Annotated in this window: 9 protein-coding genes; 6 read left to right on the top strand and 3 right to left on the bottom strand. The window is 53.9% G+C overall.

All coding sequences use genetic code 11. The features are described from left to right. Positions 1-21: 21 nt before the first annotated feature. A complete protein-coding gene (locus EFB08_RS17450; protein WP_123128249.1) occupies positions 22-894 on the top strand; it encodes a DNA/RNA non-specific endonuclease in 873 nt (290 codons plus the stop codon). Positions 895-920: 26 nt separating this feature from the next. Continuing rightward, entirely contained in the window at positions 921-1,331 is a 411-nt protein-coding gene (locus tag EFB08_RS17455; RefSeq protein ID WP_123128250.1) for a nuclease A inhibitor family protein, read from the top strand. 23 nt (positions 1,332-1,354) lie between these two features. On the opposite strand, the gene EFB08_RS17460 is transcribed toward EFB08_RS17455, so the two are convergent. After that, a complete protein-coding gene (locus EFB08_RS17460) occupies positions 1,355-2,053 on the bottom strand; it encodes an SOS response-associated peptidase (protein WP_123128251.1) in 699 nt (232 codons plus the stop codon). Positions 2,054-2,549: 496 nt separating this feature from the next. Between EFB08_RS17460 and EFB08_RS23590 the strand changes: the two genes are divergently transcribed. From EFB08_RS23590 to EFB08_RS17475, 4 genes are all read left to right on the top strand, one after another. After that, positions 2,550-2,951, top strand: a complete 402-nt coding sequence (locus tag EFB08_RS23590) for a hypothetical protein (protein ID WP_165864953.1) — start codon at positions 2,550-2,552, stop codon at positions 2,949-2,951. A 5-nt stretch (positions 2,952-2,956) separates the two neighbouring features. Beyond that, entirely contained in the window at positions 2,957-4,585 is a 1,629-nt protein-coding gene (locus EFB08_RS17465; protein WP_165864954.1) for a tetratricopeptide repeat protein, read from the top strand. A gap of 154 nt (positions 4,586-4,739) precedes the next feature. Continuing rightward, positions 4,740-4,955, top strand: coding sequence for a hypothetical protein (locus EFB08_RS17470; RefSeq protein ID WP_123128253.1), 216 nt, complete (start codon positions 4,740-4,742; stop codon positions 4,953-4,955). Between the two features lie 599 nt (positions 4,956-5,554). Further along, on the top strand, positions 5,555-10,840 hold the full coding sequence (locus EFB08_RS17475; RefSeq protein WP_165864955.1) for an Ig-like domain-containing protein: 5,286 nt from the start codon (positions 5,555-5,557) through the stop codon (positions 10,838-10,840). A gap of 600 nt (positions 10,841-11,440) precedes the next feature. Here EFB08_RS17475 and EFB08_RS17480 read toward each other — a convergent pair. Further along, positions 11,441-12,370 carry a BRCT domain-containing protein gene (locus EFB08_RS17480; RefSeq protein WP_123128255.1) on the bottom strand — a complete coding sequence of 310 codons (930 nt, stop codon included), beginning with the start codon at positions 12,368-12,370 and terminating at the stop codon, positions 11,441-11,443. 405 nt (positions 12,371-12,775) lie between these two features. Then, positions 12,776-18,019: a DUF3320 domain-containing protein gene (locus EFB08_RS17485; RefSeq protein WP_227006388.1), complete on the bottom strand. Its 5,244-nt coding sequence runs from the start codon at positions 18,017-18,019 to the stop codon at positions 12,776-12,778. Between the last annotated feature and the right edge of the window lie 29 nt (positions 18,020-18,048).

The following is an 18,048-nucleotide window of genomic DNA, read 5'->3' on the forward strand; positions in this document are numbered from 1 at the left end:
TTAGAGCCTAAAACCTTTCAGATGCATATACCCCTACTCCGCAGGTACCGAAACCTCAGCATACTGTTTCTTACAGTCCTTACTTTCGCTTGTAAGGAAACAGAAGTAGTCCCCACCAAATCGCTTACCCTGGCGGATGAGCAGCTTCTGCTGGGCAACCCGAGCGGGGCCACCGCCGAGATTGGGGACGAGGACGACTACCTCATCATGCGCCCCCAGTATGCGCTTTCCTACAGCCGAGCCCGGGCCACGCCCAACTGGGTGAGCTGGCACGTGAGTCCCTACTGGCTCGGCACCTCCCCCCGGCAGGTAGATGATTTCCGGACGGATACCGACCTGCCCGAGGGCTGGTACCGCGTCAGGGCCTCCAGCTTTCAGGGCAGCGGCTTCGACCGGGGGCACAACGCACCTTCCGCCGACCGGACCCGGACGGAGGAGGACAACTCGGCCACCTTTCTGATGACCAACATCATCCCCCAGGCACCCAGGAACAACCAGGACACGTGGGGAAACCTGGAGGCCTACACCCGGGACCTGGCGCGGGAAGGCATGGAGGTGTATGTGGTCATGGGCAGCTACGGCCGGGGCGGCACCGGGGCCAACGGACCGGCCGTGACCGTGGACAACGGGCGGGTGACCGTACCGGCCCGCATCTGGAAGGTGCTGGTGGTCCTGCCTCAAGGGGAGAATGACTTGGAGCGCATAACAACCGGCACCAGGGTGATCGCCGTGGACACGCCCAACAGCAACTCCGCCAGCCCGCAGTGGGGCACCTACCGCACGAGCGTGGATGCCATCGAGAAGGCTACCGGCTACGACCTGCTATCGGCCCTGCCACAGCAGCTGCAGAGAGTGCTGGAGGCGAAGGTGGACAATGGCCTCACCTCTCTCTAGAAATTTCATATACTGATACCTAAGAAATGGAGAACAACGATACCCGGGGATTATTGGAAGAGCTGCGCAGGCTTTCCGAAGGACTGTTCTATAGGAGCGAGACGGACGCGCCGCTGGAGCCGGTCTCTTTCCCAGCGCAGCAGAATGAACTCACCTTGGAAGAAGCCGTGGCTCTGTCCGGTCAGCCGGAGGGCACGAAGGCCGAGGTAGTGGACTTGGACTGGTTCCTGCGCCACATGGTACGCGAGCCGGAGGATGCGTTGGAGGAGGAAAAAAAGCAGGCGCAGGGTTTCCGGGAGCTGAAGGCGTTCCTGGAGAGCCAGCTTTCAGGGATACGGGTCTACCGTATAGGGGATAGAAGGATTACGGCCCTGGTGCTGGGGAATGCGCCCGGCGCTGGGTTCGCGGGCCTGAAGACGTTTCTGGTGGAGACCTGAGGCAGGTGTCTAAGATGGACTCCTTACCCGAACAAGCCTCCCTGCCAGGCCATCGGCTGCAGAATCTCCGGAGTATCGTTCTTTGGTGAGTTCACCAGAGTGGAGACCGGGTAGGCTTTCATCTCCTCGTCCGGGTAGGGCTTGAGCAGTTCGGCCAGCAGTTTGATGTCATCGGTGCCTGAGAGCCAGATGCGCTCCTCCTCGGGGTGCAGGATGACCGGCATGCGGTTGTGAATGCCTGCCATCAATTCGTTGGGTTCCGTGGTGATGACGGTGAAGGTGTGCAGCACCTCGCCCGTACTGCGGTCAACCCACGCGTCCCAAAGACCCGCGAACGTGAACAGCTGCTCATTCCTCAGCAGTATGCGGTAAGGGGTCTTGGTCTTGCCCACCCTCTTCCACTCATAGAACGAGTCCGCCGGAATGAGGCACCGTTTGCTTCCAATGAGCTTCCTGAAGGAGGGCTTCTCCAGGATGGTTTCCATACGGGCGTTGATGGGCCTCAAGCCAAGCTCCTTTTCCCTAGCCCAGCTGGGCAGCAGCCCCCAGGAGAAGTGCTGCACCTTATCGGGTTCCTGGCTGGTGATCACCGGCAGGAGCTGGGTAGGGGCGGCGTTGTAGCGGGCCTCTTTCTGGTACTTGGCCAACACCTCCGCTACGGAGCCTTTCTGCCCGGCTACGGCTTTCTTCTTCTTGGGGATTACTGAGTAACGGCCGCACATAGAACCTGTTTTTGGTTACTGAACAAACGGAAAAGCCAAGCTACTAAGACATGGGCTAATGTCAAACCTCAGGCTGTCAACTGTTCTACCTTTGTTGGCTCTTCTCCTTCTTTCTGACCCTAAGATAAAGCACCCAATCTCTCAGAAGCTGAATGCAAGCTTATATAGAATTATATGTTAAACTTAGACTGAAATTGTATCTTAAATAGCTATAGCTTATGGTGATACAAACTGGAGGTAAAATTTTATAGCTGCATTGCGCCTGTTGGGGCTTCTTCTGGGAAATACTTTTTTTGACACAGAAACTCACCGGCCAAATTATAAATCACGCCTCTTAATTGCTATATTCAATGCGCTCGGGGATTGAGCTATGTCTTGGAAGCTCTCTTTCTTGGTCGGGAGCTGAATCAGGATCAATTGCAGTCGGATCCGGCAGACTCAGCTGTATGCTTTGTCCGAGAATGTAAATCAAAATACCTATAACAAATCTTATCCTATGGAACCCATCACGACAGGAGCTGTCATAATGATCGTCAACTATCTGGCAGGGAAAGCCTTCGACAAAGCCTTTGACACAGCCACAGAGGAATTTGCCAAGGAGGGCGTCTCCTGGTTGAAATCTATTTTCTTCAAAAGGGACGGTAGCCCGAAGCAGGAGTTGGAAGACCTGCAGAATAACCCGGATGATGAACTCAACAAAGAGTCTGCGGTACTGGCGATCAGGAAGGGGCTAAGGGCGGAACCCCACGCCGAGGAATGGGTGCAATATATCGCCGAGGCGATCAGGAGAAAAGAGGCAGGTTCCTCTCAGTACACGGTAGTAAACCAATCCAAGAACGTCAGCACCGCACCAATCAAAGCAGGCGGCAACGTCACCTTGGGCGACAACAACGGCTGATGGTTATGGAAACCAACTTCAGCAAGAACGTCGCCAACGCCCCCATCTATGCCGGAGTGTCTGCCATCATCGGGGACGGAAACACGGTCATCAACCTTAAGGAAGCCGGCATATATAAGGAGCTTGAGGCAGAGTTAGCGCAATTGGATAAACAATGCCAGATAACAAGGGAAAGAATTGCAAAATACTCAACAGACGGGAGTTTCAAGGAGGAATTGCATAGGCTTGAGGAGAGGCGTACCGCTGCTGAAGAAGAGCTAGCCGCACTAAAGAGAGAGGTGATTAAACTAGCCGAGAGCTTCAGCATGGCACGTTCCACCGAACGTCTGATGTTGGCTATGTCCTACGTTGAAGCCGGAGACTTCCGAAAGGCAAGCGAGGTCTTGGAGGAAAGGAAAATGGTCAGCGAACTGGATGCTTTGTTGGAAGAACAGGAAAGGCTAAGGCAGAGGAAGGAAGGCAATGCGAAGCTGCTGCGGGACAAGGCAAGCGAGTTCCTCATCAAAGCCCAACTCACGAACTTGGACTTCAAGCTTCCCAACCGATTCCAGAAGGCAAAGGAATTGTATAGAAAGTCCCTGTCCGCGGAGAGGAACAGCAAAAACCTCTTCGACTTCGCCCTATTCCTGCAGGAGCATAATGAACTTAACGAGGCGAGGGCCCTATACCAGGAGGCTCTGGAGCAATTAAGGGAGCTGGCGAAATCAGACCCTAGTGCTTACTGCCCCAAAATCGGGGATACCCTAAACAACTTGGGGAACCTGCTGGTTAAAAACAACCAACCCGATGAAGCAGAGTTAGCCTATAGGGAGGCTCTAGACGTTCGGGAGGACCTCGCAAAGGAAAACCAAGAACTTTTGCCAAGATTGGCTGAGTCGCTCAATAACTACGGGAATTTCCTAGAGGAGAATGGGAAGCTGCCGGAAGCGGAGCGGTCCTACAGGAAATCGCTAGAAATAAGGAGGGAACTAGCCGCTAATGCCCCGGATACCTACCTGCCAAGGGTAGCCGAGACCCTTAATGGGCTAGGCTTGCTGTTTGTATCAAAAGGGGAGCCCGGAAAGGCAGACGAGGCTTTCAGGGAGGCAATAGACCTATACGTCCAATACATGGATGCAATACCTAGCCTAATGTCAAATATGGCGGGAACTCTAGTCAACCTCGGCAACTTATTGACAGACCATAGGAAATTCGAGCCGGCAAGGCTGATTTTCGATTCGGCGATAGAGGCGTGCCAAGAGCTGGTAAGCCGCAACCGGCAGACACACCTGCCACTCTTGGTTACCACCCTTTTGGGCCAGATGCGTCTTTTTATTGGGGAATTTAACCTAATTGAAGCCGAAAAAGCAGGATTGTCTGCCATCAATAACTGCAGAGAGCTTGCCGGGCAGGCTCCGCAGGCCTTCCTGCCCCAACTGGCGGTGATCGCCAAAAACATGAGTGGGTTTTACCTTAACTATGCGGTGGATAGGGGAAAGTCATTGGCTTACGCCCAAGAGGCCGCTCGATCTGCCCTTCCCTTCGAAAATACGATGGCCATTTGCAAGAAAACAATTGGGAATATAGCAACGATCGTTGATTACTGGGGGATAGATGCCGGATCATTCTTGAGTGAGTGTAGAGTTAGCGAGTAATCGTAAGGATTAGGTTAGACCTGACACTATCTCCCTGAAGTCTCCGTGAAATTTCGTATCTTCAGGTATAGGCTGGTAGTCTATATCAGGTTGGTGATACATGTGTCTGTACCAGCCACCCCCGGATCCCACCCTTTTACATCCCCTATAACGCATGAGCATCCCCGCCTCGGACATCTCCAGCATCCTGACCGTGCAGCATCGTATCCTCAAGGAACTCAAGAAGAAGACAGGGCTTTGGCAGCGTGACTGGGAGGTGCTGTGCGCCTGCCAGCGGCTCTCCCTGGCCAAGCACCCCTTCACAGCCTCCAAGGTGGACGCCTATCTTTCCGGTGCCTATTTCCTGCCCAGTTTATACTATTCCAATTAACGCCTTGCTAGAAAAGGGTTACATCCGGGTAGTGGTGGAAGGAAAGCCATCCCGGCCGGAATCCTACGAGATGACCTATGGGGGGACGGTACTTGTGATGAGATGCGGCGCCTTTGGGAGGTGAGGGATAAGGAACTGTCTGGAACGCAGATTAGAAAGGTATGGTAAAGATTAGATGCCATATCGGAATAGAAGTAGTTCTTTTCCCCATATTAAGCAAGTAGTGATCATTGGTATAAGGCCTATCATAAAAATAGATGAAGGAAGGCAGAGGCTGAAAAAAAATTAAAATAAATTTAAATATATCAATAATTAATTTTACTATAATACGCAATTTTATAACTTGATCAAATAATATTCATAATATTAAATATAAAATCTAATAATGTTAAGTAATGGGAAAACTCTATAGCACTGCAACTTTATACGGTTTTTTTCTTCTAAGGAAAAACAAGAGATGGACTTGCCCTATTCTGCTTAAGGCAGGTTTGTTTATTAGTATGTTCTGGGGGATGCTGGCTCATAACTTGCTATTTGCGAAAGAAATGGCTTCGGAGAGATATTCTTACACTAATGTTTTACGCACCACAATTCCAAAGATGTACAAAAGCAGAATAGGGATACGGGTTGTAAGTGGCGGTTCAAACTATACCCCCTTGGATGTTGCGGCCATAGAGACAAAGATCGGCAAGAAGGTGTTAAGTGTCGCTGAAGGGGGAGCATATTATTCAATGTATTATGAAGGGCCTTCCTACCATTCACTTGCGCTTGCGGCAGATGGAACTGTTTACGCTTGGGGCGATAACGCTCATGGCCAATTAGGCACCGGTACCCACGAGCCTTCTGCCGTACCCATTCAAGTACCTGGGCTGACCGGGGTAAAAGCCATTGCCGCCGGTTATTATCACTCTCTCGCGATTGGGGCTGATGACATGGTCTACGGTTGGGGAAGTGATGGTTACGGCCAATTAAGCAGCGATGGGCAAATCGAAATTTTGAAACCAGTGCCGGTCCCGGGATTGGGAAAAGTGAAGGCCATTGACTGTGGAAGCTTTTTTTCACTTGCCTTAGACATGGGCGGCGTTGTTTTCACGTGGGGGGACGGGGCACAACCTGAGCTAGGGTCTTTCCAGGACAGTGACGCAAGCCTGAGGCCATTATTTTCAGGAGCAAAGGCTATTTCGGCAACCGCTTGGGGCGGTACAGCAATAGGGCTAGATGATAAGGTATATGGGTGGGGCTACTTCAGTCTCGCTGGAACCGACCTGCCTCCTTGGTGGTCTGGGAAGAATCCCCAATACCGCTTTGCCTACCCTGTAGAGGTGCAAGGGATAATAGGGGCTAAGGCGATCAACGGTATCATTGCCCTCGGGAAAGACGATAAGGTTTACAACTGTAATTGTGCTTTAGAATTCAACCAGGAGTTGGCGTGCCCGGCTGAAGAAATTCCTGGGCCATTCCCCGCTACCTGCGTGAACCCCGTCGTTTCCTTCACTGCCACTCCCGCCGTATTGAATTCTGTCACCTCATTCACGGATCATTCCACGAATGTCGTCCCTGATGCAGTCTACAGCTGGGATTTCAACGGAGACGGCATATCAGATAGCAATACTAGAGGGAATACAACCTATACATATAAAAGTGTGGGCACACATACAGCAAAACTAACTGTGTCAAATGGCATATGTGAGCAAAGCCACACCATAAAAATGCAGGTTCAATCCAGTTTGATGGTTGCCCTGACTTCACCCTCCGCTGGAGGCACGTTCTCTGGACCTGCAACAATTGCCATCTCCGCCGCTGCCACGGATGCAGATGGCACCATTGCCAAGGTGGAGTTTTTCCAGGGAACCACCAAGCTTGGGGAGGACCTGACAACCCCTTATTACTACGACTGGGATGGGGTAGCCCCCGGTTCCTATATCCTTAGCGCCAAGGCTACCGACAACTCAGGCAATACTGTAACCTCGGTTCCTGTTCCAGTTTCGGTAAAGCCAACCAGCCTCGCGGGCACCCAGTGGAATTACGCTTTCGGGGGCTCAGGAAGCGACAACCACAGTGTCACCTTGAGGACCTCTGACGGGGGGTATATACTTGGGGGGACTTCCTCTTCCCCAATAAGCGGTGACATGACTGAGTCCGGCCGTGGGGGCAGGGACTTCTGGGTAGTGAAGGTGAGCAGCGCAGGCGTGAAGCTATGGGATCGGCGGTTCGGGGGCTCCGCGGACGAAGAACTCAACTCCCTGATCGAGACCTCAGACGGAGGCTATCTTCTGGGTGGGTACTCCTCTTCTGGCATCAGCGGCGACAAGACCGAGGTCGGTCGCGGGGGCAGGGACTTCTGGGTTGTGAAAATTGGAAATACCGGGAGCAAGCAGTGGGACCGCCGCTTCGGGGGCTCGGCCGACGATGAGCTTCGCGCCCTGACTAAGACAACTGATGGAGGGTACCTACTGGCGGGCACATCTTTCTCAGGGGCAGGCGGCGATAAAATGGAGGTCAGCCGCGGGGGAGCAGACTACTGGGCAGTTAAGATAAACAGCACCGGCACCAAGCTTTGGAACAAGCGCTTTGGGGGTTCCGCCAATGATGTGCTGTCCTCGGTGGTGGAAGCTCTAGACGGGACCTTTCTTTTAGCGGGCACCTCCGCTTCTGGTATTACTGGTGACAGAAAGCAGGCTAGTCAGGGCGGCACTGATTACTGGGTAGTAAAGATGAACGGATCGGGTACCAAGCAATGGGACAGACGTTTCGGGGGCTCAGTCGATGATGAGCTTTACTCCCTTGCCATTACCCCGGAAGGTGGTTACCTGCTAGGCGGACGGTCCTTCTCTGGTATAAGTGGGGACAAGTCGCAGGCCAGCCAAGGGGGAAGTGACTTCTGGCTCTTGAAGATGGGAAGTGGGGGTGACAAGCTGTGGGACAAAGGCTACGGTGGAACGGCCAACGACGAACTGCGGTCCGTGGCCCTGTCCAGCGACGGCGGATATCTGCTGGCCGGCACCTCAGCCTCGGGCGTAGGCGGAGGCAAGAGTGAGGAAAGCCGGGGAGGCAGCGACTATTGGGCAGTTAAGGTTACCGGGGTCGGGAGCAAGCAATGGGATCGGCGGTTCGGGGGGGCGGCTGACGATGAGCTCAGGACCGTTTTGCAGACCTCAGACGAAGGTTACGTATTGACGGGGCTCTCAGGCTCGGGAATAGGAGGTGACCGGACCCAATCAAGTCAGGGGATGGCAGACTTCTGGGCTGTGAAGATAACGTCAACTGGGATCAATCAACCACCCGTGGTTAGCCTTACATTGTCCTTAAATGGAACCACTTTCACGGCACCAGCCACTATACCGCTCAACGCCACCGCCAGTGATGTTGATGGCACCATTACCAAGGTGGAGTTTTACCAGGGAACCACCAAGATCGGCGAGGACCTGATGGCCCCTTATTCCTACGGATGGGATGGGGTAGCTCCAGGGTCCTACTCCCTCACAGCCAAAGCAACCGATAACCTAGGGGCTCAAATCACCTCTTCTCCCATCACTGTAACGGTAAACCTTCCAGATTACTGCGCTTCTAACTTGTACACCGATGGCTGCTCGAGTAATGATTATATCAACAACTTCAGCTTCAATACCCTGGTGAACAACGGGTCAGGCTGCAGCAACGGAAGCGCGGGGTATATCGAGTACGCTCCCACGGGAACCCTTACCACCACCGTGAACAGGGGCCAGAGTTATTCCGTCAGCATGCAGGCAGGGGCGGAATATGCCCAGTACTTCGCAGTGTGGATAGACTACAACAATGATCGGGACTTTGATGACGCCGGTGAGTATGTGTATGAGTCGCCGACTTCCTCGATAAGTGTGTTCAGCGGCACTTTCACAATTCCTTCCACTGCTGCTTTGGGTCAGGTCCGGATGCGGGTACGGTGCCGGTACGACAACCCGTTGTACGACGTGGCGGCCTGTGACGAGTTCGCTTACGGGGAGGCGGAGGATTACACCATCACAGTGGCGACTGCCCTTCCTTCTGTCGTACTTTCCTCTCCGTCAAACCAGTCATTTTTTACTGCTCCGGCCACTATCAACCTCGCCGCTACTGCCGCGGACCCGGATGGCAGCATCACCAAGGTCGAGTTTTTCAACGACTCCACGAAGCTGGGGGAAGACTTGAGTACCCCGTACACGTTCCAGTGGAGCGGAGTGCCGGAAGGATCCTATTGGTTCACGGCTAAGGCTACCGATAATCTGGGGGCCTCCTCGGTATCGGAATCTGTTCAAGTCAAAGTGTATGCCCCGATTGTCTCCGGCACCCAGTGGAACTACCGGTTCGGGGGCTCGGCCGATGACAACCTCACTGCCATGGTGAAGACCAGCGACGGCGGGTACCTGCTGGGGGGAACCTCCGCCTCGCCCATAAGCGGAGACAAATCGGAGGCAGGCCGGGGCGGCACCGATTTCTGGGTCGTGAAGGTGAGCAGTGTCGGAATCAAGCTGTGGGAAAGGCGCTACGGGGGCACCGCCGATGAGCAGCTCCATGCTATCCTGGCGACAAGTGATGGCGGTTTCCTTTTGGGCGGCCGCTCGGCCTCAGGGATCAGCGGGGACAAGACGGAGGCGAGCCGGGGGCTGACGGACTTCTGGGTCGTGAAGATCGGGGGCACCGGGGTGAAGCAGTGGGACCGCCGCTTCGGGGGCTCCGCCGACGATGAGCTTCGGACCCTTACCCCAACCAGCGACGGAGGCTTCCTTCTTGGGGGCAATTCCCTCTCGGGCTCGGGGAGCGACAAGACCGAGGTGAGCCGGGGCGGCATCGACTACTGGATCATCAAGATCAACAGCACGGGCACCAAACTTTGGAACAAACGCTTTGGGGGCTCGGCTAACGATGAGCTTCGTTCCGTTTCCCTGACTGCCGACGGTGGCTTCCTGTTGGGCGGCCTATCCGCCTCCGGCATCACCGGGGACCGGAAGCAGGCCAGCCAGGGGCTTACCGACTATTGGATCGTTAAGGTCACGGACGCAGGCACCAAGCTGTGGGACCGGCGCTTCGGGGGATCAGCCGCCGACGAGCTGCACTCCATGGCCCTGACAACCGACGGGGGCTTCCTGCTGGGTGGCCTATCCCACTCCTCAGTGAGCGGAGACAAGACGCTAGCCAGCCGGGGAGGCAGTGACTTCTGGGCGGTGAGGATAAACGCCGCGGGTGACAAACTTTGGGACAAGGGGTTCGGCGGAGTTGCCGATGACGAGCTGCGTTCCCTAACCGGGACCACGGATGGGGGCTTCCTGCTGGCTGGTTCCTCTTCCTCCCTTATCAGCGGAGAGAAGACTGAGGCAAGCCGGGGTTTAACGGACTACTGGGTAGTGAAGATGGGGGGCACCGGACTCAAGCAGTGGGACCATCGGTACGGGGGCACTGCGGCCGATGAGTTAAGGGCTGTGCTGCAGACCTCCGACGGGGGCTTCCTCTTGGGGGGGCTCTCCTCTTCGGGGGCAAGCGGGGACCGGACACAGCCCAGCCAGGGGTTGGCCGACTTCTGGATCGTGAAGGTGGGAAGCACGGGAACGAACCAAACTATATCAGCCTCCACCAGCATAAACAGGTTGGCAGAACCCCCTGAGAACGGAGAAAATAGCCTAAGCGCCAATCCCAATCCCTTCACCGATAAAGTGACCCTGCAGTTCGAATTGACCAAGCGGGACCACGCCAGCCTGAAGGTGTTCAACGAACAGGGCCTGGAGGTGGCAACCCTCTTTGACGGGGAAAAAGAGGCGGGTAGGTATATCCACGAATGGCATGCCGCGGAGCAGAAGTCGGGAGTGTACATCCTGCGGCTGGCCACGTCGGGAGGGGCATCCGTCCATAGGAAAGTAGTGCTTATCAGGTAATCATACCTGTTACTGAACAGGACAGCCTGATTCGGGAAGCAGGTGCCTGTTTTTACGCCAAGCGGCATCACTTACCGGTGGTGTCGCTTGGCGTAATTTGTTTTAGCGCTTGGTGAGCTTGCCTGATAGAGCAGATGTCACTGCTACCAATCATGAATGCCAGGTTATCCTGTGCAACCGGTCCTGTTGACTTACGCATTGCAGGGGTGGTGCCCCTGAAGCAGATCCAATCATCAAGCCCGGAGATGGCGTTGCGCACTAAGGAGCGGTTTCTCTTATCCTGCCCTTATAGGTTCAGAGCGGTATCGATTTGTAAGTATTGCCGATGTGCAAGCTTATTAAGCAGGCGGCCTTCAGAGTGCCTACCATTTAAAAACTCGGATAATTCCTTCCCTTTGTCAAAACCCATGAATTACCTTTTTCTCAGGACTAAAGAAAGGCCTAGGAACGGCCGGGCTCCTGCAGGAAATAATCAATAGCACACGTTGCTCCCTGCCTCAGGGCAGAAATTATATTATTAGGAAGTTTCTGAAGCGCTTACCTTACAATAAGGTAGGACTTTCTACTATTAGTCCTGCCAATCCGTGGAGAAAACTTCATTTACTGGTTCGCGTTTACTTTGTTTGCACACTGCGCACCTTCCAGAATATCCCAAAAGTCATATTCTGCAATGATTGAGACTTTGCTTCCTTCTCTGCGATACGTCTGGGCTTTCTGAACTTTCCTTCCAAAGGCTTCAAATGACCAACATGGACTGCCTCCCTGGCCTACTATGAGATAATCTGTTTTTTTGGAAACATCTTTGGTGACAATGCCTCCCATATCAGCAACTGCAGCTTCAGCTTCTTTTCTGGTGCCACGGTCAAATAATCCAGTGAGGCAGAATGTCTTACCGTCAAAATCAATTTCCGGATTTGCAGTACAGATTCCCTCAATTTTGATGGATGCGGTATCAAATGCAATTTTTTCTGTCAGTTCACTATCAGAAAGCTTTACAAACTGATTAAAATGAGCTTTGAGCCTGAGCCTTTCCTTATCGTCAATAATGCCGTCAGAAAGCACACATAATACTAGAGAGTGTATCTCATCATATGGATAGTATTTAGCCAAGTGCTCATGCTCATCAAGCCATTCTCTTAAAGAATTTACTTCAGTGTCATCCACCTGGCCATCTGAAAGAATTCCGTGGCACATACCCTGCAAAGTCTGAAGGTCAGCAGTGGCCATATCATAGTATAGGCTACCTTCTCCGGTTTGATTGCATAGGTAAAGCAGGTCCTCTATCCAATCAACCCCTTCTAAACCACTGCTTGTTCCCTCTTGGATTAAGCTAACAAGCTCAGTGAAAGGGTGTCTGTTGACCATTTCCCCATGCTCTTTACACCAGCCCTGAAGTTCTCTGATTTCTAATGCATTGATCTTGCCATCTAGGTTGATGCCAAGTAAAATTCCTTTCAGAGTGTTGATTGCTTTGTCTGTTTCGCTGCGACCAGTGAACTTCCGAAAGTCCATTTCCTCATAATTTGCCATATGTGTTTTTTGTAGTTAAATGATTAAAATCCCATCAATAATTATCTGGCCCTCAGGACCGCAATTACTTCTTCTTACGCTGCCGGCGAATCCAGCAGGTATCCCAAAAGGAATTGGCCGGTAAATGCGTGGGGGTGATCTGAACCTCCTGGAGCAGCCTGCATATTCGAACCTACCGAAGCTGTTGGCAATGATGAAGGCTGCAATCCTAACCCATCCCGGAAATTTTCCCATTCCGAAGCGGGCAGAGAGGTCCGAAAAACGGTAAGGGAAAATCAGGGGGGCAAAGATCCCCCAAGCCGATTTTCTTACCCTTTGCGAGCAGTAGCATCCTACGGTTGGCCCTTCCTTAGTGAAGGAAGGGCCAACCGTAGGATGCTAGGCCAGGATACAGCAGGCATTTTACTATGCTAAAACCAGCCGTTCATTCTCTTCTACCGCATACCCTTTATCAATGGCGTGGGCAATGCCGGATACCATCGCTGTTTCGACATTAGCCCCTAGACGTGCATAGCCGAACAGGCGGGAAGCCTCCCGGATAAGCTCATTTTTAGGCAGGCTTATCTGGTTGGTCAGGATTTCCCTGATGCCGTTGGCGATTTCCTCAGGCGGCAAATCATCCGCCTCCCGTTTCTGAATCTCTAACTCGCTCACCCTGAAAAAGGGATAAGATTCCGGTTGGTGTTCCTCTTTCCAAAGAATAACACTTTTGCCTAGTTGGGTCTTCTGAATTGGTAGCCGTGCAAATAGATTCTCGAAGTAGGCATTCACCCTGGAGCCGTTCCGGGAAATACCCCAGGCGGCCAGCACGCGCTTGCACAGGAGGTTCTGGCTGATAGGGGACTCCGTGGCGAGGACCTGCATGATTTGCCGGGCTACCTTTTCGCGGTTCCAAGGCTGAAGGAAATCCTCGGAGGAAGTAGTCGGCACGGTTTCCATCTGGCAAACTTCATACACCAGGGCGGCAGTAGAAGTGACTGCTTCTATGGTGGCCTCTGCCTTGGCTATAAAAGATTTTATAGTGCCTACTGTCTGGTTAAAGGTTAGAAGCTGGGGTGTTGATAGAGAAGTGACTTCCGATGCGCTGATAGGAGCGGGAGCCAGAGTCTTCTGCTCTTCGGCCTGTTTTATAGCCGTCAGGATTTCATTGACTGTCCGCTGTGGGTTCTCCCACCACTCGATGGACCACACCTTATAGATGTTCCAGCCGAGCAGGCGAAGCACATCTGCCTGTACTATTTCCCGGTCCCGAGAGGTCTTGGTGCTGGCATAGTTATGCCCATCGCAGAGAATGCCCAAGATGTATTCATCCGGGCTGGCCGGATTCACCACCCCCATGTCGATTTTGTAGTCAGAGCACCCAATGCCGGTGTGGACTTCGTACCCGTGCTTCCTGATTTCCTCGGCCAGGGTATTCTCAAAAGACACCTCATTGGTAGAGGTCATAACCGACCTACCGGGCAGTGCCGACTTCCCCTTTTCGGCGTAGGCCAGAAATGCCTTCAGTCCGGCCACTCCTTCCGAGGCGGTGCGGGTGATGTCGATCTGGTCGGCGCGGAGGGTGGAGAACACCTTCATCTCATAGCGGGCCCTGGAGACGGCCACGTTCAGCCTCCGCCAGCCGCCTTCCCGGTTGATGGGCCCGAAGTTCAGGCTTACCTTCCCATCCTTGTCCGGTCCGTAGCCCACGGAAAAGAGGATGACATCGCGCTCGTCGCCCTGCACGTTTTCCAGGTTCTTGATGAACAGCGGCTCCTCGGTCTCCACGGCAATTCTTTCCAGATCCGGCCTGGTTTTGAACACCTCGGTGAGCAAATCCTCGATCAGGTTCTGCTGCACCACGCTGAACGTCACAATACCGATGCTTCTTTTAGCCAACAAAGGGTGTGACAAACGCTGGATGATTTCCTCCACTATGGCTTTGGCCTCTGCCTCGTTCTGGCGGGTCTTACCTTTGTCATAGAAGCCCTCCACAGGTACATGCTGTACTTTGGTGGTGATGTCATCTGTGGAAGGGAAGGTGAGAAGTTGGTTGTCGTAATACTTGGCATTGCTGAAGGCGATAAGGCTTTCATGCTTGCTTCGGTAATGCCACCGGAGGTAATGGGACGGCATGGACAGGGCCAGGCAGTCATCCAGGATACTTTCCAGGTCCTCCAACTCTATGTTGTCCTCGTCCACGGCGGTAGAGCCGAAGAAACTGGTAGGGGGCATCTGCTTGGGGTCCCCCACCACAATCACGTTGGTGCCGCGGGCAATGGCGCCCACCGCCTCGCAGGTAGGCATCTGGGACGCTTCGTCAAACACCACGAGGTCAAACTTGGTGGAATTGGCATCAAAGTACTGCGCTACGGAGATGGGGCTCATGAGCATGCAGGGGCAAAGCCGAGGCAATAGATTGGGGATGGAGTCGAAGAGTTTCCGGATAGAGGTCGCCCTGCCGTTGTTGCGGATGTTGCGCTGCAGGATCCCTATCTCAGAGCTTTGGGAAGCTTCCTGCACAAAGGAGGGTATCTTGGCCGCCAATCGGGCATATAGTTCCTCCTTGGTGAGCTGCTCAAAGCCCTTGCTCAATTCCCTGAACTTGTTGATTTTCTCCTCGAAGAGTTTGCCGCTGAAGGTGGAAAGCTGCGGGTCTTGGTCGATGATGTACTCTGCGCAGGAGCGGTACAACCCCTTTCTGAAGCTTTGGCCGATTTCCTCGCTTCCCATGCCGCCGTTCTCATACGCGGAAACCAAGGGTTGCAGACCGAGCTCCAAGGCCCTTTCCTTTATCTGTAGCCATTGGATCCAGTCCCGCACCTCCTCGATAGCGCCGAGCCATTTGCCCGCATAAAGGAGGGCGTTGTTTACCCAATGGGCGTCATTCACCTTGAGCGAAGCGTGCTCTATGCCCAGAAGTTGATGTAGCTCCAACTCTTTTCTGCCTATTTCCTGAGAAAGCAACAGGAAGTTGGCAAGGGTTTGCCCATGTGCTTGGAGATAAGCTTTGCTTCCCTCGGAGAATTCCCGGCTAAGCTCGGTTCTCCATTCTTTTGCCTTGGCGGCAGTGTTTAGGATAATCCCCTGCCGGTTGATGTCAATGAGGGCAGCGCAGATGTCCAGCAATGCCTCCCATTGGCAGGTATCATTCCGCCAGAGAAACCCTAGCAGCTGCGGCAGGTGCGTCGACTTTTCAAGGGGTGCCTGTTCCGCCTGGTAGTCAATCACCATTTGGAGGATAGCAGGGGTTTCCTGTTTCGCCAAGCTACCGGTCAAGCTCAACTTCTTCATGGCCTTGGCGATAGCCCCTTGTTTCAGGAACTTGGGCAAAAACCATTTCTGCTCGGCGATATTCCAATCCTGCAAAGCCTGTTCGGCTGGGTAGTTCAGGAGGGTCTTGTTGAACCTCTGGAGCAATTGCTGACGGAGGGCTTCCCTTTTCTGGCCGTGGGCGGCCAACCCCATCACCTGTGACAGCGTCTGTTCCACATGGTCTACGGTGAGCAGCGATGCCGGGACGTCAGGGAGCCGAAGCAGAAGGGAAATAAGGAGAGCCAAGGCATCTGCCTGTTCCCTGGCCGGGAGAGTAGAGTCTATCTTAAGGATACGGCATACGGCTGCCGTCTCTATCTGGTACTGGGAGAGGAGGTTTTGGTAACTGCCCAGGAGCTGTTTGGCGTCAGTCTTCAGTTGTTGGGCATATTGGGTTACCCGTACTGCTTCCAAGGGGTGGCGGTGTGGGTGGCCAATCACGGAGCCGATGACCTGCATCTGGCTTGCCAGGTCTTCCCACTCGGCCAACCGTGAGGCGGTCAATTGCTCCACCGCCGGCGGGGTAAAGGTGACACTGTCTGGGGCAAGGGCTAATTGGCTATAATTGGTAAACGCCTCAAAAAGCGAAAACCCGAACCCGTACTTCTGGTGAAGGGCCTGCACGTATCCGTTTAGCTCCGTTCTGGTGGACAGGAGCCTTTCAGCTTCTGATTCAAAGCTCTGGGGAGAAGACTTCCTGTTTATTTCCGCGGCCCGCTTCAACTGCTCCAGGACCGCCGACTTCTTGGATTTGTTGGAGTGCAGCTCCAGACAGAAGGAGCCGATGCCAATGGCTTCCAGGCGGTTCTCCACCACGTCAAGGGCAGCCTTCTTGGCAGAAACAAACAGGACCTTCTTGCCGGCGTACAGGGCATTGGCGATGATATTGGTGATGGTCTGCGATTTCCCGGTGCCGGGAGGGCCGTGCAGGACAAAGCTTTTCCCTTGTGCCGAGCTCAAGATGGCCTCAAACTGGGAGGAATCGGTGCTGATGGGGAGCGCTATCTCTGCGGGGTGGAAATCCGTGTCCAATGCGGCGTTCTCCGGCAGCGCCTCCGGCTGCCACTCCAGCATACCGGAGATAAGGCTTTTGACGATTTTGTTCTGGCTGAGTTTGTCAGCGTTGTTATGGATATCATTCCAGAGGATGAATTTACTGAACGAGAAAGTGCCTAGAAGCGCCTGTTCCTCCACGTCCCATCGGGAATGGGACATGATGCCTTTCCGGATGATATTGAACACCATGCGCACGTCCACCCCGCTCTCGTCCTTGGGCAGGTTCTCCAGCCCTCCTATGTTGATCCCGAAGTCCTGGCGCAGCATCTCCAGCAGGGTGATGTTCATCATGGTCTCTTCTTCCCGGCTCCGGATGACGTAACCCTTCTGGGCGGATTTCCGGACTATTTCCACCGGCAAGAGTAAGATGGGCGCATAACGGGGGCGTTCACTGGCCGGGGTCTCATACCACTTGAGCAAGCCCAGGGCGATGTAGAGGGTATTGGCCCCGTTTTCCTCAATGGCTTGGCGGGAGCTGCGGTAGATATTGGTGAGGCCGTGCTGCAGTTCGTTTTCGGTGAGGTAGGAGCGGAGCCTTTTCTGGGTGAACTCGTGCTTCACCAAATCATGGATGGGGTCAGATTGGTTCAGCGTCTGGTAAATGCCCGTGCTGCGGAGCGGATTGTCCCAGTCCGCCGGTTTGGGCAACACCTGGAACTCCTGCCCGTTAGCCAAGCCGTCCTCCAGTTGACCCAGGTTGATGGAAATCAACTGGAGGGTACTTTTGGTAAGCCTGATGTTGAGGAGGTTGTTCCGGAGCGTGAGGTCCAGGAGTTTCCTTTCCCAGAGACGCTGCTTGGAAACCTTTATCTGCTCCACGTCCAGTATCTCCAACCCGGCGGCCAAAGCTTCAGGGGCATCGCCCTGCCGTTCCTTGGCAGGTTCCTCTTCTATGATTTCCCAGCCATTCGGGGTGTGGACCCGGAGTGGAAGCGGTCTGATGCCACTAAAGCGGGTGCGCTTGATGTCCACAAACAACCCGAACTCCTCGTCTTTCCTCATATGCTGGTTGGCGGTGGCAACCGCTGCGTCAAAGGACGTAGGGTTCCCGGCATTCATGCTGGTACCTTCCACCAGCACGATGTCATTGATCCCGTCTGCCGTCCGCTTCGTGAGCAGGGAAGGGTCGTCGTTGACAGGGTCTGCGAAGGATTCATCCACCAACCAACCGCCCACAAAAGCATGTCCTTTGGTAAACACTATCAGCGGATGAATGCCTACCGCTTCCAGACAGGCGGCGTACAGCAAAGAGATGTCCAGACAGTTGGCGAGTTTATGCGCGAAGATGGTGTCACACATCCTGACGCGCTGCCCGGTTTCCTCAAAGC

The sequence above is a fragment of the Rufibacter latericius genome (genome assembly GCF_003721515.1).
GTDB classification, from domain to species: Bacteria; Bacteroidota; Bacteroidia; order Cytophagales; family Hymenobacteraceae; genus Nibribacter; species Nibribacter latericius.

Bases quoted from the DNA above. Each gene is read 5' to 3' on its own strand.
- EFB08_RS17455 (WP_123128250.1), top strand. From the start codon at position 921: ATGGAGAACAACGATACCCGGGGATTATTGGAAGAGCTGCGCAGGCTT.
- EFB08_RS17475 (WP_165864955.1), top strand. From the start codon at position 5,555: ATGTACAAAAGCAGAATAGGGATACGGGTTGTAAGTGGCGGTTCAAAC.
- EFB08_RS17470 (WP_123128253.1), top strand. From the start codon at position 4,740: ATGAGCATCCCCGCCTCGGACATCTCCAGCATCCTGACCGTGCAGCAT.
- EFB08_RS17460 (WP_123128251.1), bottom strand. From the start codon at position 2,053: ATGTGCGGCCGTTACTCAGTAATCCCCAAGAAGAAGAAAGCCGTAGCC.
- EFB08_RS17450 (WP_123128249.1), top strand. From the start codon at position 22: ATGCATATACCCCTACTCCGCAGGTACCGAAACCTCAGCATACTGTTT.
- EFB08_RS17480 (WP_123128255.1), bottom strand. From the start codon at position 12,370: ATGGCAAATTATGAGGAAATGGACTTTCGGAAGTTCACTGGTCGCAGC.
- EFB08_RS23590 (WP_165864953.1), top strand. From the start codon at position 2,550: ATGGAACCCATCACGACAGGAGCTGTCATAATGATCGTCAACTATCTG.
- EFB08_RS17465 (WP_165864954.1), top strand. From the start codon at position 2,957: ATGGAAACCAACTTCAGCAAGAACGTCGCCAACGCCCCCATCTATGCC.
- EFB08_RS17485 (WP_227006388.1), bottom strand. From the start codon at position 18,019: ATGTGTGACACCATCTTCGCGCATAAACTCGCCAACTGTCTGGACATC.